Here is a 19,365-nt window from a genome sequence, read left to right as displayed (position 1 = left end):
GCACCATGCCACTGACAACGGGCCCTGACCGCAGGTCAGGACCCGTTGGGAGGTGCGCGGGACCAAGCCGGCCGCCCCCGCCGGGCCCGCGCTCCACCAGTCACTCAGGCGCTCAGGCGCTCGGCCTGTCAGCCGGTCAGCCGGTCAGCCGGTCAGCCGGTCAGCCCACGATCGGGGACACGGCGACACAGCCGCCCGCCGTGAGCATGCCCTCCCCCTTCGCCTCCTTGATGACCTTGCCCTTGTACGTGATGGTGCAGGTGACGTCGGCGCCGCCCGCGTCCAGGGCCACCGGCATGACGGCGGGCGGCATGATGCCGCGCAGCTCGACGGTCTTCTTCCACGGCAGAGCCGGCGCGGTGACGGTCTCCAGCTTGGGCTCCATGGCCTCCCCGCCGCCCCCGTGGTACGTGATCTCGTCGACGCTCTTGCCGGTGACCTCGTACGTGACCTCGTACTTCTCGTCGACGGTCGTGTCGACCGCCTTGCCGACCGCCTCGTCAACCGACTCGGCCGAGCAGGCGCCGAGGCCGAGCACGAGACCGGCGATCGCGAGGGCGTGGGCAGCGGCGCGTACCGGGCGGGTGGTTCTGGCGGTACGTGCGGTGCGGATGGTGCGGTTCATTCGGGATCCCCCCTGGATCGGACCGGGCACGGATTCTTCCGTACGCGGAGATCGCAGAGAAACGCAAGGGATGGGCAAAGTCAAATCCCGCTCGGATCGGCTGCTTCGCAGGTCGGAGGGGTTTGTCAGTGGTGCCCCCTACCGTCGGGGGCATGCTGCTATCTCACGGGGGAGAACCCTCGCCCACCGGTGGACCGGTGGCGCGCTGGTCGGTGGAACAGGTGCTGGCACTGGCTCCTGACGAAGCGTCACGCAAAGCGGGCACGCGGCTCGGCGCGGCCGGCCCGTGGACGGGCACGGGCCGGGACGCGGCGGGCGCGGTGTGGGGCCTGTGCACGGGGAGCGGGAGCACGCCGTACCGCACGGTGATCGACACCACCGGCCCGGCCTACTCCTGCAGTTGCCCGAGCCGGAAGTTCCCGTGCAAGCACGCGCTGGGGCTGCTGCTGCTCCTGGCGTCCGACGAGTCCGCGTTCCGGCCCGGTGAGCCGGCCGACTGGGCCGCGCCGTGGGTCGAGTCCCGGCGCGAACGCGCGGCGGAGAAGGGCGGGCCCGCCGCGGGCGGTGACACCGCGCGGGGCCCCGCCGACCCCGCCGCCGCCAGGAAGCGGGCGGAGCGCCGTGCCGAGCGCGTCACGGGCGGGGCCCAGGAGCTGGAACGGCGCCTGGCCGACCTGCTGCGCGGCGGACTCGCCGCGACCGACCGCTCGGGGTACGGCCTGTGGGAGGAGACCGCGGCCCGCATGGTCGACGCCCAGGCCCCAGGGCTCGCAGCCCGGGTGAGGGAGCTGGCCGCGATCACCGGGTCCGGCCCGGGCTGGCCGGTCCGCCTGCTGGAGGAGTGCGGCCTGCTCCATCTGCTGGACACGGCCTGGCTCGGCCGGGAGCGGCTGCCGGGCCCGCTGGCCGCGACCGTGCGGACGAGAGTGGGACTGCCCGTGTCCGCCGAGGGCGCCCCGGTCCGTGACCACTGGCTGGTCCTCGCGCAGTACGACACCCCGGACGGCAAGATCGTCGCCCGGCGGATCTGGCTGTACGGGCGGGAGTCGGGCCGTACGGCTCTGCTGCTCTCGTTCGGCGCGGCGGGCCGGCCCCCGGCTCAGGCGCTGCCGGTGGGCGCGACGATCGACGCCGAGCTGACGCCGTATCCGGGCGGCGGGCAGCTCCGTGCCGAGCTGGGCGAACAGTTCGGGGCCATGGCCCCGGCCGGGCCCCCGCCGGGGGTCGCCGCGGCGACCGCGCCGGCCGTCTACGGGGACGCCCTGCGGGAAGACCCCTGGCTGGACGCCTGGCCGGTCATACTGCGCGACGTCGTACCCGTGCCGGCCAAGGACGGCTGGCAGGTGGCGGACGCGGGCGCCGACTCCGCGCTGCCGATCGCCCCGGCCGCGCTGTCCCGGCCGGGGCTGTGGAAGCTCGTCGCCCTGTCCGGCGGTGGGCCGGTCACCGTGTTCGGCGAGATCGGCCACCGCGGCTTCGACCCGTTCGCGGCCTGGGACCCGGGCGAGGCGAAGGAGGGCGGGCGCACCACGGGCGGCTCGATCGTCCAACTGGTCTGACCTCGCGCGCTGGTCCGACCCGCGCGACCGGGCGCCCGGCCCGGCGCGCCCGGGCGACACCCCACCCCGCCCGGCAGAACCCGACCCCCCTGCCCCACCTGCCCACCGCACCCAACGCCCCGGGCACGCCGACCCCGACCCGTCCCCCGCTCACCGCCCGACGACGTCGCCCCACCCGGGCGGCGCGCCCCGACGGCCCACCCCAACTGCCCACAAGCACCCGACCCCCCGCCTCACCTGCCCACCGCACCCGACGACCTGGTCCCAAACGCCCACCGCCCGCGAACTCCGGCCCGTCCCCCGCTCGCTGCCCGCCGCGCCTCCGTGCCGCCCCAGTCCGCCTGCCCGGCACACCCCGCCGACCGCGCCGCCCGCCCGCCCGCCACCGCGAACTCCGGCCCGCCGCCTCGGCCCGTCGCCCCGGCCCACCGCCCTTCCCCCCGCCATCAGTCCGCCGCCCCAGTCCGACATCCGCGTACTTCTGCCGCTGGAGGGGAAAGATGCCTCGCTCGACCAGACCCACCACCACCACTACCACCGCCGCTGCCGCTGCCGCGGATACGGCCGTTACCGCCGTTCCCGCCGCCGCTCGCGCCTCCGTCGACTCCCTCCCCTGGGAGGAGCTCGTCACCTCGGCGCTCCTGGGCACCGACCGCCGCCCCCCGACGCCGCACGGCGGCCCCGTACCGGCCGATGCGCCCACCGCCCTGCTGGACGCCGCCGCGCTGCACACCGTGCGGCAGCGGGCCGGGCTGCTGCCGGCCGTGCCGGATGCGCGGCCCGAGCCCGCGGCACCGGATCCCCGCCCGGCGCTGCCCGAGGCCGCCCGGCACCGGCTCGCCCACCTGCTGGCCGACCGTGCCGCGCCTTCGGGCAGCGGGCGCCGCGGGGCCGCCCCCGACCTCACCGAGCTGATCCCGCAGTGGCTGGCCACCGCCAACCGGAAGGGTTTCCGCGCCCCGGCGGCCCTGTTGCCGCAGCTGCTGGACGCCGCCCGCGCCCGTACGGACCTGCGCCCGCAGGCACTCGCGTTCGCCGGGCCGCGCGGTCTGTGGCTGGCCGGGCTGAATCCCGACTGGAAGTTCGCCCTGCGGGGCGCGGCGAGCAGTGCGCTCCACTCCGACGTCACGGACCCGGAAGCGGTGCACCGGCTGTGGGAGGAGGGGCTGTTCGCGGAGCGGGTCGCGCTGCTCGACGCCGTACGGGCGCAGGATCCGCCCGCGGCGCTCGCCCTGCTCGGCACGACCTGGCCGGCCGAACGGGCCGAGGACCGGCTGATGTTCCTGGACTCCCTGCGGTCCGGGCTCGGGGGCGACGACGAGCCGTTCCTGGAGCAGGCCCTCTCCGATCGCAGCCGCAATGTCCGCGCCACCGCCGCCGAACTGCTGTCCGCCCTGCCCGAGTCGGCGCTCGCCGGGCGGATGGCGGCCCGCGCGATGTCCTGCGTGAACCCGGACCGTACCGGGGGCAGCGTCTCCATAGCCGTGGAGGCGCCGCACGAGTGCGACGCGGCGATGCAGCGCGACGGCGTCGCCGCGGTCCCGCCGAGCGGCCGGGGCGAACGGTCCTGGTGGCTCGGCCAGTTGGTGGAGGCCACCCCGCTGGGCCGCTGGGAGGAGCGGTTCGGCGGACGTCCCGCCGATGAGGTCGTGGCCCTGCCCGTCGCCGACGACTGGGCTGACGAGCTGCACGCCGCCTGGTGCCGGGCGGCCGTGCGGCAGCGGAATCCGCAGTGGGCCCGGGCCCTGCTCGGGCGCCCCTCAGCGCCCCCGGCGAGCAGCCCCGGGGCGGCCTCGATCGCCGAGCGCTCGAAGCTCCTCGCGATCCTGGAGCAGGCCGAACGCGCTTCCTGGGTGGCCGGGTTCATCGCCGCGCACGGCCTCTCGGAGGCGTTCCAGCTGCTCGGGGTGTGCACGGTCCCCTGGGCCGGGCCGCTCGGGCGTGCGGTGGTCGACGCTCTCGACATCGCGCGGGACGGCGGGAGCTATCCCTGGAGTTTCAGCGGAGTGATGGGCCTCGCGGAGCGCTGTCTGGATCCGGCCGAGGCCGACCGGCTGGAGGTCCTCACGGCCGCGCAGGACGAGCAGGAGGGGGCATCGCCGGGGGCGGGCGGCTACTGGTCGGAAGCCTTCCAGCGCCTGGTCTCCACCCTGCGGCTGCGCGCCGCGATGGAGGCGGAACTGATGTCCTGATGCGGGGGGGGGAGAGAGCGGCGCGGATCTGCCCGCCGCCGCGAGGGAACGGAGCTGACCCGGCCACCGCCGTGACAAACGACGACTAAGACGCGGGGAGGACGCGGGCACGCACGCACCCGGGCGACCTCGAGAACGCGGAAGACTCGGGCCCGCGCCCGGGCGGCGGCGACCGCGAGCACACACGCACGCCGGCGACCGCGACCGCGAGCACACACGCGGGCGAGGGCGAGGGCGGCAGCGACGCCCCGGGACGGCGACGGAACAGCCGTCGCCCGCGCGGGCCCGTACGCAGCGGGCCCGCTCCGGGGCCGGTGGTCAGGCCTGCGCGGCCTGGCGGACGTTGGCGTTGACCCACGTGACGATCTCGGTCGTCGTCGCCCCCGGGGTGAACAGCTCCGCGACGCCCAGCTCCTTCAGCGGCGCGATGTCGTCCTCCGGGATGATCCCGCCGCCGAACACCTTGATGTCCTCCGCCTCCCGGGCCTTCAGCAGCTCGATCACCTTGGCGAACAGCGTGTTGTGCGCCCCGGAGAGGATCGAGAGGCCGATGGCGTCGGCGTCCTCCTGGATCGCCGTGTCGACGATCTGCTCGGGAGTCTGGTGGAGCCCCGTGTAGATCACCTCCATACCGGCGTCCCGCAACGCCCGCGCGATGACTTTGGCCCCGCGGTCGTGGCCGTCGAGTCCCGGCTTGGCCACCACCACACGGATCGGACCGGTCACACCCATCACTGCCTCCACCTGGTCTCCCGCGCCTGAAGGGCCGGGGATGTGAACGAACGTTATCCACAGCATCCCGCAAGGCGCTGTTTCGCGGCAGGCGGGGAGGGGGAAATCACATGTGGGACCTGTTCGCCGGGCGCCATTGCCCCGTACGTGACCGATCGGACACCCCAGGGGAGCCGCCACGAGGTGGTCGTACCACCGCGCCGCCAGCCGCACGGCACGGTGGTGCGGCCCCCGTGGCCCGCACGTCCGCGACCCTCGCGGACGACAGAGACTCACTCCATGGGCGTACGGGCACGGGAGCCGTCTCCTCCCCCGTACGCCAGTGCAGGAGGCCGGCCGTGAAGCTCCTCCCTCTCCTCTCCCCGCTGCCCCGCCTGTCGTCCGCGTTCCTCGGCGCCACCGCGCTGGAGCTGGCCGTCCTCGCCGGGCACCTGATCGCCTACCCCTTCGGCCTCACCCCGGAGCGCCGCCGGTCCCCCCGCCCGCCGACCCGGCCCCCGAGCACCGGGGCCGACGGACCGGATCACGGTGGGACCACCCCGCCCCAGGCCGCCGCTCCGCCCGAGACCACCGCCCTGCCGGTCGCGGCCGCCGCCGCGCCGCCCGTCGTCCTGCTGCACGGCTTCATCGACAACCGTTCCGTGTTCGTCGTCCTGCGGCGCGCACTGACCCGGCACGGCCACCGCCACCTGGAAGCCCTCAACTACTCGCCGCTGACACGCGACATCCCCACCGCCGCCGAACTGCTCGGGCGGCATGTGGAGGACATCTGCGAGCGCACCGGGCACAGCCGGGTCGACATCGTCGGGCACAGCCTCGGCGGCCTGATCGCCCGGTATTACGTACAGCGACTCGGCGGTGACCGGCGGGTGCGCACTCTGGTGACGCTCGGAACCCCGCACGGGGGCACCGCCGTCGCCCGAGGGGCGGGCGTTCACCCCATCGTGCGTCAGATGCGCGGCGGTTCCTCGGTGATCGAGGAGCTGCGCGCCCCCGCTCCCGGCTGCCGGACCCGGTTCGTGAGCTTCTGGAGCGAGTTGGACCAGGTGATGGTGCCGGTCGGAACCGCGCGCGTCGACCATCCCGATCTCGACGCGGTGAACGTACGCGTCACGGGCATCGGACACCTCGCGCTGCCCGTGCACCCGACGGTGGCCGCCGCGATCCGTGAGGCTCTTGAGGCACCGGAGGCCGGAGAGGACACCGCCGCCGCCGCCGGATCCACCGCCGGGGCGACGTCCGCGGCCTGAAATAGAACATCAGTCGAACGTAAGGCCAAGGCTGCGTCTGCCGTCCACCGAAAGACGGCCGATTGCCCGTTTCCTACGAACGCAAAACCTGTCGAAGATTGTCGTCCTCACATACCGCCGGGTACAGTCGCGGCCACTGCTTCCCCCTGGGACTCCCCTGACCGGGAGCCAGAACAGTCCTGCTGCCGAGGCGAGAGAGAAGTTGGTGAACGACCAGCACCCCCACGCCGGGCATGTCGGGTACGACGACCGATCGACCGGCAGCTTCGACACCGACCCGCTCTTCGGCTCCCTTCCGGGCGGCCACGACACCGGCTACGACGCGGGTCACCCCGCCGCCGGACACGGCGACACCACCTACGGCGCCGGTTACGACACGATGTACGCGACCGGACAGCCGGACCACAGCGGCTCGTACGACTCCTCCGCGTGGAACACCGACACCGGCGCACAGCAGACACCCGCCTACGACGGTTACGCCGCCCAGGAGCAGACCCCGCAGCAGTGGGACACCTCCGGGGCCTGGCAACAGGTCGCCGACCAGAACCTGACCGGGCAGTGGGCGACCGCCGACACCGGCGCGTTCCCCACCACCGGCTTCCCCGGCGCCCCGTACGGCACGGACACCGCGTACGCCACGGAGGCGTACGGCGCCGGGGCCTACGGGACGGACGCCTACGACACCGGTACGTACCCGACCGGTACCGCATACGGAGCCGACGGCGTCCACGGAGTCCACAGCGCCGACGCCTACGAGACCGGGTCGTACCCGACCGGCGCGTACGGCGCGGCGGCCGTCGCCGCCGACACCGGGACGTACGCCACCACCGCCTTCACCGCCGGCACGTTCGACGTGGGCACCCATGACACCGGTGCGCATGAAACCGGTGCGCATGACACCGGTTCGTACGACTTCGGCGCCTACGAAACCGGCGCTTACGGCACCGTTTCCTACGGCACGGGTACGTACGACACGGGCGCCTACGACGCGACCGCGTGGAACTCCGGCGCCACGCCCGGGGACACCGCGTACGAACCCGAACAGACGTCGCACCCGCTGTACGAACAGCAGCCGGCCGACGCGACGGCGCCCGGGGCGGCGGCCGAACCGGACGGTACGGCCGAGGAGCCGGAGACCGGCCCCCACTCCACCGCCGAGTTCGCCGCCCTCGCACCGGACGCCGTGCCGGAGCCGGAAGCCGGGGACGACTTCCCCGCCGCGCACTCCGTCAACCGCACCGCCGTCCGCCCCCCCGCCCCCCGCAACCGGGCCCGTCGGCGTACTCCCGCCAAGCGTTCCGCCCTGCTGACCGTCGCGGTGCCCTCCGCCTGTGTGATGAGCGTCGCGGGCATCGCCGCCGCCTCGGTCGGCGGGATGCCCGGCGGCGAGGAGAAGCCGGAGGAGACGACCACCTCGCTGGCTGTGGCCGACCCCAGCACGGTCAAGCCGGTCGCCGCGAACAACCGGCTGGACAGCCAGCTGGAGCAGCTCTCCGAGGGCAGCGACGACTTCCGTGAGCGCGCGAGCCGCACCCAGGAGCGCATCGACCTGCGGGAGCGGCAGGCGGCGGAGAAGAAGAAGCGCGAGGAGGAGGCCGCACGCCGCGAGGCGCTGCGTCCCAAGTTCGTCCTGCCGGTCAAGCAGCACGGGCTCAGCGCCTACTACGGCCAGGCGGGCGTCAACTGGATGTCCGTGCACTCGGGCATCGACTTCCCCGTCTCGTACGGCACTCCGGTGATGGCCGCGACCGACGGCACCGTACGCACGCAGCTGAACAGCGCCTACGGGGTCATGGCGATCGTGACCGCCGCCGACGGCACCGAGACCTGGTACTGCCACCTCAGCAGCACCAAGATCCGTTCCGGGCCGGTGAAGGCCGGCGACGTCATCGCGTACTCCGGGAACTCGGGCAACTCCACCGGTCCGCACCTGCACTTCGAGGTCCGGCCCGGCGGCGGCTCGGCCATCGACCCGCTGGCGTGGCTGCGCAGCAAGGGCATCGACCCGAGCTGAGACGGACATCACGAGCACGGACAGACGGAAGCGGGAGAAAGGGCTTCGGCCCTTTCTCCCGCTTCCGTCTGTCCGGCCCGGCCTGCCCCCGCCCGTCTACAGCTTCTCGACCGGCGCGTACCGCAGCAGCAGCTTCTTCGGGCGTTCGTCGCCGAAGTCGACCGTCGCCTTGGCCTGGTCGCCGAAGCCCTCGACGGCCGTCACCGTGCCGAGCCCGAACTGGTCGTGCGTGACCCGGTCCCCGGCCACCAGGGTGACCGTCGGCTTCTCCGCGCCGCCGCGCCGCGTCGCGAATCCCGAGGGCCCGGAGCGGGAGCGGGAGGAGGACAGTGAGGACGTGATGCCGGAGGTGGGCCCCGCGGGGGCGGCCATCGGGCCCTTGCGCCGCCAGTCCAGGTGCGCTTCCGGGATCTCCTCCAGGAACCGCGAGGGCGGGTTGTACGAGGGCTGGCCCCAGGCGCTGCGCATCGCGGCCCGGGTCAGGTAGAGCCGCTCGCGGGCGCGGGTGATGCCGACGTACGCGAGGCGGCGCTCCTCCTCCAGCTCCTTGGTCTGGCCGAGGGCCCGCATGTGCGGGAAGACCCCGTCCTCCATGCCGGTAAGAAAGACGACCGGGAACTCCAGCCCCTTCGCCGTGTGCAGGGTCATCAGCGTGATGACGCCGGAGCCGTCCTCGTCCTCGTCGGGGATCTGGTCGGAGTCGGCGACGAGCGCGACCTTCTCCAGGAACTCCGCGAGCGTGCCCGCGCCCTCCTCGTCGCCGCGCTCCTGCTCGAATTCGAGGGCGACGGCGGCGAGTTCCTGGAGGTTCTCGATGCGGGTCTCGTCCTGCGGATCGGTGGAGACCTGGAGCTCGGCGAGATAGCCCGTGCGCTCCAGGACCGCTTCCAGCACGACGGCGGGGCCGGCGCCGGACTCGACGATCGTGCGCAGCTCCTCCATCAGCGTGTTGAAGCGCTTGACCGCGTTGGACGAGCGGGCGGCCATGCCGTACGCCTCGTCGACACGGCGCAGTGCCTGCGGGAAGGAGATCTTCTCGCGCATCGACAGGGCGTCGATCATCGCTTCGGCGCGGTCGCCGATGCCGCGCTTGGGAACGTTGAGGACGCGGCGCAGCGGGACGGTGTCCTCGGGGTTGGCGAGGACCCGGAGGTAGGCCAGGACGTCCCGGACCTCCTTGCGCTCGTAGAAGCGCACACCGCCGACGACCTTGTAGGGCAGGCCGACGCGGATGAAGATCTCTTCGAAGACACGGGACTGGGCGTTGGTCCGGTAGAAGACGGCGACGTCGCCCGCCTTGGCGTCGCCCGCGTCGGTGAGCCGGTCGATCTCGTCGGCGACGAACTGCGCCTCGTCGTGCTCGGTGTCGGCGACGTAGCCGGTGATGCGGGCGCCGCTGCCGGCGTTGGTCCAGAGGTTCTTGGGGCGGCGGCTCTCGTTGCGCTCGATCACGGCGTTGGCGGCGGAGAGGATCGTCTGCGTGGAGCGGTAGTTCTGCTCCAGCAGGATCGTCGTCGCGCTCGGGTAGTCCTCCTCGAACTGGAGGATGTTGCGGATGGTCGCGCCCCGGAAGGCGTAGATCGACTGGTCCGCGTCGCCCACCACGCACAGCTCGGCGGGTGCGTCGGCCTCCCCGGCCGGGCCGACCAGCTCCCTCACCAGCGTGTACTGGGCGTGGTTGGTGTCCTGGTACTCGTCGACGAGGACGTGGCGGAAGCGGCGGCGGTAGTGCTCGGCGACGTCGGGGAAGGCCTGGAGCAGGTGGACCGTCGTCATGATGATGTCGTCGAAGTCCAGGGCGTTGGCCTCGCGCAGGCGGGCCTGGTAGAGCGCGTACGCCTGGGCCAGGGTCTTCTCGAAACCGTCCGCGGCCTGCCCGGCGAAGGTCTCCTCGTCGATGAGCTCGTTCTTGAGGTTGGAGACCTTGGCGGTGAAGGACTTCGGCGGAAACTGCTTCGGGTCCAGATCGAGGTCGCGGCAGACCAGGGCCATCAGGCGCTTGGAGTCGGCGGCGTCGTAGATCGAGAACGACGAGGTGAAGCCGAGCTTCTTCGACTCGCGGCGCAGGATGCGGACGCACGCGCTGTGGAAGGTCATGACCCACATGGCGTTGGCGCGAGGGCCGACGAGCTGCTCGACGCGTTCCTTCATCTCGCCCGCGGCCTTGTTGGTGAAGGTGATCGCGAGGATCTGCCCGGGGTGCGTCCCGCGCTCGGCCAGCAGGTGGGCGATGCGGTGGGTGAGGACGCGGGTCTTGCCGGAGCCGGCTCCCGCGACGATGAGCAGCGGGGACCCGGCGTGCACGACGGCGGCGCGCTGCTCGGTGTTCAACCCGTCGAGCAGGGCGGCGGAGTCGATCACCGGGCGCGCGTGACCGTCCCGGTAGTACCCGTCCCGGGGCGGCGGGGGCGCGTCGTAGACGCCTCCGAAGAGTCCCTCCGGCACCGCTTCGGGCGCGTGGTCCTCGGGGGGCGGCGGGGGGCCGTCCTCCACGGGCTGGAGGCCGGTCAGGAAACTGTCGTCAAAGAGGCTGCTCATCGCCTCCTGAGTCTAGGCGGCCGGACTGACAACCTTCGGCCGAAGCCGGGAAGCGGCCGTCGGCACCGGGGAATCGCCCGCCTCTCCCCCGTACGCGCAGAGACCGGACGTCGACGTTCCGTGAAGGAGTGCCCGGTGGGAGGGGGTGCCGGGCCCCCGATCCGGAAAGGTCACGAAAATGTATCGGGCATATCGCTCATCGTCCTTCCCAGCGGCGGGGCCGGTTGGCTAGCGTGCTCGGTCAGGTGGCCCGTACCTCCCTGGGGCGAACCACGCCCGACGGGCGCCTCTGCCGAATCCGTCCTGCCGCCCAGGCCGTTCGGAACCGGGGACCCACACGCGACACCGGGGTGAATCGGTCCGTGCCCTCGCGGCCGGACCGTAGGACAGCCTTCCGTTCCGTCCGAACCCGACAGCTAACCCGGTAGGCGGCCCACGGAAGGAGATGCCGGTCTTGGCATCGCATCGCAAGCCGCGCACGAAGGTGCGCACCACCACACCCGCCGTCGGGCTGACGACGGCCGCGCTGGCCTCCGTGACGCTGCTCTCCACGCAGAGCGCCACGGCCGCGCCGGCGGAGCCGAAGCCCGCCATCGAAGAAGTGCGGAAGAAGGTCGACGCCCTGTACCGGCAGGCGGGCACCGCGACCCAGGAGTACAACCGGGCCAAGGCCGCCTCCGCGTCCCAGCAGACGAAGGTCGACTCGCTGCTCTCCGACGTGGCGAAGCGGGCCGAGAAGATCAACGAGGCGCGCCGGGCACTGGGCTCCTACGCGGCGGCCCAGTACCGCAACGGGGGCATCGCGCCCGCGGCGACGTTCTTCCTGGCGGAGAACCCGCAGGGGTACTTCGACCAGAGCCGGCTGATGGACCGGGCGACGGAGCGGCAGCAGAAGGCTGTCGACGAGGTCCGTACGCAGCAGGCCTCGGCGGCGAGGAAGCGCGCGGAGGCGGTGAAGAGCCTGGAGACCCTCACCGAGACGCAGGCCACGCTCGCCTCCAGCAAGAAGGACGTGCAGTCCAAGCTCACCGAGGCCCGGGGCCTGCTGTCGAGGCTGACCGCCGAGGAGAAGGCGCGGCTGGCGGAGCTGGAGCGCAGACAGGAGGCCGAGGCGAAGGAGAAGGCGGCGAAGCTGGCCGCCCGGCAGGCCGCCGAGGCGAAGGAGAGGGCCGAGGCCGAGGAGAAGGCCCGCGAGGAGGCGGCGAAGGAGTCCGGCGGCGGTTCGGGCACGGGCTCCGGATCCGGTACGGGTACGGGAACGGATCCGGGCTCCGGGTACGGCACCGGTACGGACAGCGGCTACGCCACCAAGGCGGAGAAGGTCCTGGCCTTCGCCCGCGCCCAGATCGGGAAGCCGTACGTGTGGGGCGCGTCGGGCCCCTCCAGTTACGACTGCTCGGGGCTGACGCAGGCGGCGTGGCGGGAGGCGGGCGTGACCCTGCCCCGGACGACCTGGGACCAGGTGGAGGTCGGAACGCGGGTCGCCACGTCCGATCTGGTCCCCGGAGACCTGGTCTTCTTCTACGACGACATCAGCCACGTCGGCATCTACAAGGGCGACGGGATGATGATCCACGCCCCGAAGCCGGGTGCGAACGTGCGCGAGGAGTCGATCTACTCCATGCCGATCTACGGAAGCGTGCGCCCGGCGTAGTGCGTGATCCGGGGGCGGCTTCTCAGCGGCCGCCCCCGGAACGCCTCAGGTCCAGACCGTGGCGATGAAGATGTTGGCGGCCGTCAGTCCGCCGACCGCGGCGAACGCGCCCTTGTCCACCGTCTCGTCGTCCCGCTTGACGTAGACGAGGGCGAGGATCACGACCAGCAGCGCGAGCTTGATGCCGATCTTGACGTTGTTCACGGTCTGGTCGTCGGCCTGATTGAGCCCGACCAGGGCGATGCCGGTGACGAGCATGGTCAGCGCGCCGTGCAGCATGGCGGGGGTGAAGCGGGCGGTGCCCGCTCCCATGGCCTTCATCTGCGTCAGGAAGCCGCCCAGCAGGGAGGCGATGCCGATGATGTGCAGGGCGACGAAGACATTGATGAGTACGTCCATGGCTCCGGAGCCTAGCCAGGGCCGGGGATGCGCCCTTCAGTGAGGCACACCTTCCTTGTGCGCTACCTCCGGCATTGAACGCATTGCCCTGATATGTGGACGCATCGGTGATCAACCAAGACCGATGAAACGTCACATCAGGGCAATAGCAGTCATGGCGACTCTTTTCCCGGCCCCGGGATTAGCGTCCTTCACGGACCCGCCGGTATATCCCGGCGGACAGCCGACAGGAAGGATGCCGCCCCCGTGGCAGCGCACCGCAGGTCAGCTCACCGAAAACCCAAGCAGCGCCCGCTCACCGGCTCTGCTGCCCGCACCGCCGCCACCCTGGCGCTCGCCGGGGCAGCCACCGCGGGATCGGTCACCGGGGCGGGCGCGGCCCCCGCCGAACCGGCGCCCACCGCCGCGCAGGTCAAGGCGAAGGTCGACCGGCTTTACCACGACGCCGAGGTCGCCACCGAGAAGTACAACGGGGCGAAGGAGGAGGCGGCCACCGCCACCCGCGCCGTCGACGCACTGGCCGACGAGGCCGCCCGTCGCACCGCCCGCCTCAACACCGCCCGGCACGCCCTCGGTTCGCTGGCCACCGCGCAGTACCGCAGCGGAACCCTTGACCCGGCCCTGCAACTGGCGCTCTCCTCCGACCCCGACGCCTATCTGCAACGCGCCTCCTACCTCGACCGGGCGGGCGACCGGCAGAGCGGCCTCCTGCGCGGCATCCGGCGGCAGGTCTCCCAGATCACCCGCGTCAAGGCTCGCGCCGACCAGGAGACCGAACGCCTCGCCGCCCGCCGCGCCGAGCTGCGCGAACACCGCACCGCGATCCGCACCAAGCTGGCCGACGCCCGCAGGCTGCTGGACACCCTGACCGCCGACGAGCGCGCCGCCCATGCGCGCTCCGCCGACGCCCGGGGTGCCGGCGGCCCGGCCCACGCCGACCGCTCGACCGTCCGCGGCGGTCCGGTCGCGGCCCCCGGGTCCCGCGCCGCCCAGGCCATCGATTTCGCGTACGGCGCGATCGGCAAGCCGTACGTCTGGGGCGCGACGGGCCCGAACGGCTTCGACTGCTCGGGCCTGACCCAGGCGGCCTGGAAGGCGGCGGGCGTGAGCCTGCCGCGCACCACCTACACCCAGATCAACGCCGGAGCCCGGGTCCCCCGCTCCGAACTGGCCCCCGGTGACCTGGTCTTCTTCTACTCCGGGATCAGCCACGTCGGCCTCTACATCGGCGGCGGCCAGATGATCCACGCCCCGCGCCCCGGAGCGCCGGTCCGCATCGCGCCCGTCGACCAAATGCCTTTCGCCGGAGCGACCCGGGTGGCATAGTCCGCCGCGCAGGTCCCGATCTCCCGCCGGAGGAATCCCCGTATGACGTCGATGGCGAACGCCGTCCAGGACTACGCCCGGGCGCTCGCGCTGCGCTCCCCGGACCACTACCGGGTGGGCCCGTTCACCGTCCGGCACAACCCGGGCTGGGAGCTGAAGTACGCCAACTACGCCATCCCCGACCGGGGCGCGGAACCCACGGCGGACGATGTGGCGGCCCTGGTCGACGCCTTCGGGAAGCACGAACGGCTCCCCCGCCTGGAGTTCCTGCCCGCCTGGGCCCCGGCCGTCGAACCGGCCCTGCTGGCCGCCGGTTTCACCGTGGAGAACCGCGCCCCGCTACTCGTCTGCGGTCGCGAGGACCTCCGGCCGCCGAAACCGGTCGACGGCCTCCGTATCGGCACACCGGTCACCGAGGCGGAGTTCACCGAGGCCGCCCGCGTCCAGCACCACGGGTTCGGCGGCGAGGGCGAGCCGGAGCCGGGAATGACCGACTGGCTGCGCGCGGCGGCCGGCGGCGGCGGGGTCGCCGCACTGGCGGTCCTCGACGGCGCGCCGGCCGGGGCCGGCGGCTGCTCGGCCGCGATCGACGGCCTGAGCGAGCTGGCCGGGCTCGCCGTCGCCGCCCGCCACCGCCGCCGGGGCGTGGGCGCCGCGCTCTCCGCCTGGCTGACGGAACGGGCCCTCGATCAGGGCTGCCGAGCGGTCTGGCTGGAGCCGGGCGACCCCGGCGTCGAGCGGGTCTACGCGGGCATCGGCTACCGCCGGATCGGCGAGAAGGTCAACATCTCGCTGGAGCCGGACGACCGGTGAGCAACGGTCTCAGACCAGCCGTCGAGCCGTCGCCCACCGGGTCAGCTCGTGCCGGTTGGAGAGCTGGAGCTTCCTGAGGACCGCCGAGACGTGCGACTCGACCGTCTTCACCGAGATGAACAGCTGCTTGGCGATCTCCTTGTACGCGTAACCGCGGGCGATCAGCCGCAGCACCTCGCGCTCGCGCTGGGTGAGGCGGTCCAGGTCCTCGTCGACCGGCGGGGCGTCCGTGGAGGCGAAGGCGTCCAGGACGAAGCCGGCCAGCCGCGGCGAGAAGACCGCGTCGCCCTCCTGGACCCGGAAGACCGAGTTCACCAGGTCGGTGCCGGTGATCGTCTTGGTGACATAGCCGCGCGCACCGCCCCGGATGACGCCGATGACGTCCTCCGCGGCGTCCGAGACGGAGAGCGCGAGGAAACGGACCGGGTTCTCGGCCGTGCCCATCATGGGGGCGCAGCGGCGGAGCACCTCGACGCCGCCGCCGCCCGGGAGGTGGACGTCGAGGAGGACGACCTCGGGGCGGGTCGCCGTGATGACGGTGACCGCCTGGTCGACGTCGGCCGCCTCGCCGACCACCTCGACGCCGGTCTCCTCGGTGCGGCCGATCTCGGCCTGCACCCCGGTGCGGAACATCCGGTGGTCGTCGACGAGCACGACCCGTACCCGTCGCTCCGGGCCCCCGGTGGCTTCGGTGTTCTCGGTCATTCGCTCGCCCTCTCCATCTCCAGCTCGACCTCGGTGCCCCCGCCGGGCACCGAACGCAGCCGGGCGCTGCCGCCGTTGCGCTGCATCCGGCCGATGATTGATTCTCGTACGCCCATCCTGTCCCCGGGAACCTCGTCGAGGTCGAATCCCGGGCCCCGGTCCCGTACGGAGACGAAGACCGTGCGGCCCTCGACCTCCGCGAAGACCTGGACGGCGCCGCCCTCGCCACCGTACTTGGCGGCGTTGACCATCGCCTCGCGCGCGGCCTGCATCTGTGCGGTCAGCCGGTCGTCGAGGGGGCAGTCGCCGACCACGACGACCTCCAGCGGGACACCGTGCTTGTCCTCGACCTCGGCGGCGGCCCGTTTGACCGCCTCCGCCAGGGTCTCCGGTTCGTCGTCCTCGTCCTTGCCGGTGCCCTCGGGGTTGTAGAGCCAGTTGCGCAGCTCGCGCTCCTGGGCGCGGGCGAGGCGTCTGACCTCGCCGCCGTCGTCGGCGTTGCGCTGGATCAGGGTGAGGGTGTGCAGCACGGAGTCGTGGACGTGGGCGGCGACCTCGGCCCGCTCCTGGGCGCGGATGCGCATCAGGCGCTCCTCGGAGAGGTCCTGGGTCATCCGCACCAGGTAGGGGCCGGCGAGCAGGGCGATGCCGGTGAGTACGGCGATGGCCGCGGTGAGCACGTTGCCGAGCTGGGCGGCCGAGCCGCGCACCACCAGGAACACGGCGAGGCCGAGGCCGACGAGGGCCACCCCGGCGAGGCCGCGGGCCAGGTGCAGCAGCTTGCGGTTGCGACCGGTCTCCATCCAGCGGGCGCGGCGGGCGTTGTCCGCCTGCCGCCAGACCAGGACGGAGCCCGCGCCGATCAGGAGGGTGGGCCAGATGTAGCGGTCGGCCTCGCTGCCCATGTCGACGTTGACGACGAACGCGACGGCCCCGATGGTCAGGGCGACCAGCGCGAAGACCTGGCCCCTGTCCGGTTTGCGGAGCTTGCGGCGGCCCTCCGCCGACGTCTCGAACACGGAGCGCGGGGCGTCGACGCCGCCGACGCCGAGCGGCACGACAATCCAGAACACCGCGTAGAGCACCGCGCCGAGGCCGTCGGTGAAGAACAGCCCGAGGAAGAGGAACCGCACCCAGGCGACGGGCAGCCCGAGGTGTCCGGCGAGCCCGCGCGCGACACCGCCGAGCAGCCGGCCGTCGGCGCTGCGGTAGAGCTTGCGCGGTGCGGGCTCCTCCGGGTCGGCGGCGACGGAGCTGGCGGCTCGGGCGGTGGCGGCTGGCATACCCCGATCGTCACACGTGCGGACGCGGGGCGGCATCAGGGTCGGCCCCCGAAGTGACCCTGATGCTGTCCCCAGCGCACGCCTGATGACAGCTCCCCTCCCCCGCGACGACAGGGCCTGGGCCCGGCGCGTGTGCCCCGGCCCCTCAGGGGCGTCACCGGGCAATATCAGGGACCGGCCAGGGTCGGCGCGGGTCCCGGCGGGGGGTGCGGACCGTCACCATGGAGGCATGACCGCTCCCTCGGACGCCGCTCCCGGCGTCGCGCCCCCCGAAGCGCCGAAGCCGACGCTGCGGCGCACCCCGCGACAGAAGGTCGTCGCCGGGGTGTGCGGCGGACTCGGCCGGTACTGCGACGTGGATCCGGTGATCTTCCGGATCGTGCTCGGTGTGCTGTCGGCGACCGGAGGCATCGGTCTGATCTTCTACGGCTTCGCCTGGCTGCTGCTCCCCGCGGACGGCGACGACGAGAACGAGGCGCGCAAACTGCTGTCGGGACGGGTCGACGGGGCGTCCCTGGTGGCGCTGCTGCTGGCGCTGATCGGCTGCGGGCTGTTCCTGTCGATGCTGCACAACCGGGACATGCTGGCGTTCGCCGCGCTGCTGACGCTGGCCGTCGTCGGGTTCTCCGTGTGGACGCAGTCCCGGCGGACGGCGGGGGCCCCGGAGGACCCGGCGGCCCCGCCCGGCGCGCCGGCGGCCCTGCCCGGCCCCGTGCATACGGGCGGGCTCGGCACGCCGCCACCGGAGGTGAAGGCCCCGCCGACACCGGGCAGTCCGTCGTGGTGGCGGGGCCCGATCGTCAAGGACGGCACCACGGGGCCGGTCGGCCCCGGCTATCTGTGGGGTCCGCCGGACACGGACGTCGGCACGGCGCACGCCGGGGCGACGTCCGGGCGGCCCGCTCCGGACGCCCCGTTCCTGAAGCCGCAGCCGTCGCCCGCGGAGCGCGGGCCGCGCTCCATCGGCGGTCCCGTCTTCCTGACGGCGCTGGTGGCGGGCGGTCTGGGCACCGGACTGAGCTGGGAGCAGCAGCCGCTGGGCACCGCCCTCCAGATCGGCCTGGTCGCCGCTCTCGCCGTCTTCGGGCTCGGCCTGCTGATCGCCTCGCTGCTGGGGCGGACCGGGTTCGGCACGGTCCTGATGGCGATGGTCACGGCGGGTCTGCTGGCGGGCGCGGCGGTGCTGCCGAAGGACATCGACACCTCGTGGGCGCGCCAGGAGTGGCGGCCGGCGTCGGTGTCGGCCGTCGCCCCGCACTACGAGCTGCGTACGGGCGACGCCCGGCTGGACCTGTCCGGACTGAAGGTGGCCAAGGGCACGACCGTGCGCACGGGGCTCGATGTGGCGGCGGGGCGGGCGGCCGTCGTCGTCCCGGAGAACGTGACGGTGAAGGTGCGCGCCGAGGCGGGTCTCGGGGAGATCCTGCTGGAGGAGGGGCAGCGGGTCCAGGTCCGGATCAACAGCGACGAGGCGAAGCGGCGGACGCTGCCGCCGCCCGCGGGCACGAAGCCCGCCGGAACGATCGAACTGGTGCTGGAAGTCGGCATCGGACAGGTGGAGGTCACCCGTGCTGCGTCATGAATTCCGGCCCGGCCGCGCGGTGGCGGGCCTGGCGATGCTGGGCCTGGCCGGCGGGTACGCGGCCGACGCCGCCGGGGCCTGGGAGGTCCCGTGGACGTTCTTCCTGCCGCTGTTCCTCGGCGGGCTGTGGCTGGCCGCGACGGTGACGTGGGCCGCCTACATGCTGCGGCGGCGCGAGGCGAGGAAGGCGTCGGCGGAGAACACGGTGGCGCCCGCGAGCACCAGCGGCAGCCACGCCATCAGATAGGGCAGGTCGTTGCCGTAGTAGTAGGGGGTGGCCTGCCAGCTCACGGTCAGCCAGAGGCTCAGCGAGATCAGCGCGCCGCCGAGCGCCGCGAGGCGGGCCCAGAGCCCGACGAGGGTGCCGAGGCCGACGAGGAGTTCCCCGATCGCGATGGCGTGACCGAAGCCCTCGGGGCTCTTCAGCGCCAGGTCGACGAGGGCGGGGATCGCGGAGGAGTCGCGCACCCCGCGCATCATCTCGCCGATGGAGCCGGTGCCGGTCGCGGACAGGAACGCGCTGTCCGTGAGCTTGTCGAGGCCCGCGTACACGAAGGTGACGCCGAGGAAGACGCGCAGCGGCAGCAGGGCGTACGTGCCCGCCTGCTCCCTCAGTGTCCTGCGCTCGCCCAGACCGTACGATCCGCCGCCGTAACCGTTCATCACCACTGCCCTGCTTCCCGAGATCCCGTC

16 protein-coding genes and 1 riboswitch are annotated in these 19,365 nt (G+C 73.1%); of the genes, 9 read left to right on the top strand and 7 right to left on the bottom strand.

The window, feature by feature from the left end; all coding sequences use genetic code 11:
- Positions 1–160: 160 nt before the first annotated feature.
- Positions 161–625, bottom strand: a complete 465-nt coding sequence (locus AB0F29_RS19220) for a hypothetical protein (RefSeq protein WP_361873493.1) — start codon at positions 623–625, stop codon at positions 161–163.
- A gap of 152 nt (positions 626–777) precedes the next feature.
- Here AB0F29_RS19220 and AB0F29_RS19215 point away from each other — a divergent pair, with 152 nt between their 5' ends.
- Positions 778–2,184: an SWIM zinc finger family protein gene (locus AB0F29_RS19215; RefSeq protein ID WP_361873491.1), complete on the top strand. Its 1,407-nt coding sequence runs from the start codon at positions 778–780 to the stop codon at positions 2,182–2,184.
- A gap of 500 nt (positions 2,185–2,684) precedes the next feature.
- The gene (locus tag AB0F29_RS19210) at positions 2,685–4,376 is read left to right on the top strand and encodes a DUF5691 domain-containing protein (RefSeq protein WP_361873489.1); all 1,692 of its coding nucleotides are present in this window, start codon (positions 2,685–2,687) and stop codon (positions 4,374–4,376) included.
- Between the two features lie 318 nt (positions 4,377–4,694).
- Here the strand turns inward: AB0F29_RS19210 and AB0F29_RS19205 are convergent, their stop codons facing one another.
- A complete protein-coding gene (locus tag AB0F29_RS19205) occupies positions 4,695–5,108 on the bottom strand; it encodes a cobalamin B12-binding domain-containing protein (RefSeq protein WP_003966859.1) in 414 nt (137 codons plus the stop codon).
- A 338-nt stretch (positions 5,109–5,446) separates the two neighbouring features.
- Here AB0F29_RS19205 and AB0F29_RS19200 point away from each other — a divergent pair, with 338 nt between their 5' ends.
- Entirely contained in the window at positions 5,447–6,358 is a 912-nt protein-coding gene (locus tag AB0F29_RS19200; protein ID WP_361873487.1) for an alpha/beta fold hydrolase, read from the top strand.
- Between the two features lie 205 nt (positions 6,359–6,563).
- Positions 6,564–8,372 carry a M23 family metallopeptidase gene (locus AB0F29_RS19195; protein ID WP_361873485.1) on the top strand — a complete coding sequence of 603 codons (1,809 nt, stop codon included), beginning with the start codon at positions 6,564–6,566 and terminating at the stop codon, positions 8,370–8,372.
- 96 nt (positions 8,373–8,468) lie between these two features.
- Here AB0F29_RS19195 and pcrA read toward each other — a convergent pair whose 3' ends face one another.
- On the bottom strand, positions 8,469–10,910 hold the full coding sequence (pcrA, locus tag AB0F29_RS19190) for a DNA helicase PcrA (protein WP_361873483.1): 2,442 nt from the start codon (positions 10,908–10,910) through the stop codon (positions 8,469–8,471).
- A gap of 297 nt (positions 10,911–11,207) precedes the next feature.
- Positions 11,208–11,357: riboswitch (cyclic di-AMP (ydaO/yuaA leader) on the top strand.
- Between pcrA and AB0F29_RS19185 the strand changes: the two genes are divergently transcribed.
- Entirely contained in the window at positions 11,356–12,564 is a 1,209-nt protein-coding gene (locus tag AB0F29_RS19185; RefSeq protein WP_361873481.1) for an NlpC/P60 family protein, read from the top strand. (Overlaps the previous riboswitch by 2 nt.)
- A 45-nt stretch (positions 12,565–12,609) precedes the next feature.
- Here the strand turns inward: AB0F29_RS19185 and AB0F29_RS19180 are convergent, their stop codons facing one another.
- Positions 12,610–12,963, bottom strand: coding sequence for a hypothetical protein (locus tag AB0F29_RS19180; RefSeq protein ID WP_003966864.1), 354 nt, complete (start codon positions 12,961–12,963; stop codon positions 12,610–12,612).
- A 246-nt stretch (positions 12,964–13,209) separates the two neighbouring features.
- Here AB0F29_RS19180 and AB0F29_RS19175 point away from each other — a divergent pair, with 246 nt between their 5' ends.
- Entirely contained in the window at positions 13,210–14,289 is a 1,080-nt protein-coding gene (locus AB0F29_RS19175; protein ID WP_361873478.1) for a C40 family peptidase, read from the top strand.
- A 42-nt stretch (positions 14,290–14,331) separates the two neighbouring features.
- Positions 14,332–15,102 (top strand): GNAT family N-acetyltransferase, encoded by a 771-nt coding sequence (locus AB0F29_RS19170; protein ID WP_361873476.1) that lies wholly within the window; start codon positions 14,332–14,334, stop codon positions 15,100–15,102.
- Positions 15,103–15,111: 9 nt separating this feature from the next.
- Here AB0F29_RS19170 and AB0F29_RS19165 read toward each other — a convergent pair whose 3' ends face one another.
- Positions 15,112–15,807, bottom strand: a complete 696-nt coding sequence (locus AB0F29_RS19165) for a response regulator transcription factor (RefSeq protein ID WP_007450924.1) — start codon at positions 15,805–15,807, stop codon at positions 15,112–15,114.
- Complete coding sequence (locus tag AB0F29_RS19160; RefSeq protein WP_361873474.1) at positions 15,804–17,090, bottom strand: PspC domain-containing protein; 1,287 nt, start codon at positions 17,088–17,090, stop codon at positions 15,804–15,806. Before AB0F29_RS19160 ends, AB0F29_RS19165 begins: the two co-directional genes overlap by 4 nt.
- Positions 17,091–17,319: 229 nt before the next feature.
- On the opposite strand from AB0F29_RS19160, the gene AB0F29_RS19155 reads away from it, so the two are divergent.
- The gene (locus AB0F29_RS19155) at positions 17,320–18,672 is read left to right on the top strand and encodes a PspC domain-containing protein (protein ID WP_361873472.1); all 1,353 of its coding nucleotides are present in this window, start codon (positions 17,320–17,322) and stop codon (positions 18,670–18,672) included.
- Positions 18,659–18,919: a hypothetical protein gene (locus AB0F29_RS19150; RefSeq protein ID WP_361873470.1), complete on the top strand. Its 261-nt coding sequence runs from the start codon at positions 18,659–18,661 to the stop codon at positions 18,917–18,919. The genes AB0F29_RS19155 and AB0F29_RS19150 overlap by 14 nt, the downstream gene beginning before the upstream one ends.
- Here the strand turns inward: AB0F29_RS19150 and AB0F29_RS19145 are convergent.
- The gene (locus AB0F29_RS19145) at positions 18,829–19,335 is read right to left on the bottom strand and encodes a DoxX family protein (RefSeq protein WP_361873468.1); all 507 of its coding nucleotides are present in this window, start codon (positions 19,333–19,335) and stop codon (positions 18,829–18,831) included. The genes AB0F29_RS19150 and AB0F29_RS19145 overlap by 91 nt on opposite strands.
- Positions 19,336–19,365: the final 30 nt, after the last annotated feature.

The sequence above is a fragment of the Streptomyces sp. NPDC026589 genome (genome assembly GCF_040638385.1).
Lineage (GTDB): Bacteria > Actinomycetota > Actinomycetes > Streptomycetales > Streptomycetaceae > Streptomyces.
This window is presented reverse-complemented; position numbering and strand designations above follow the sequence as displayed.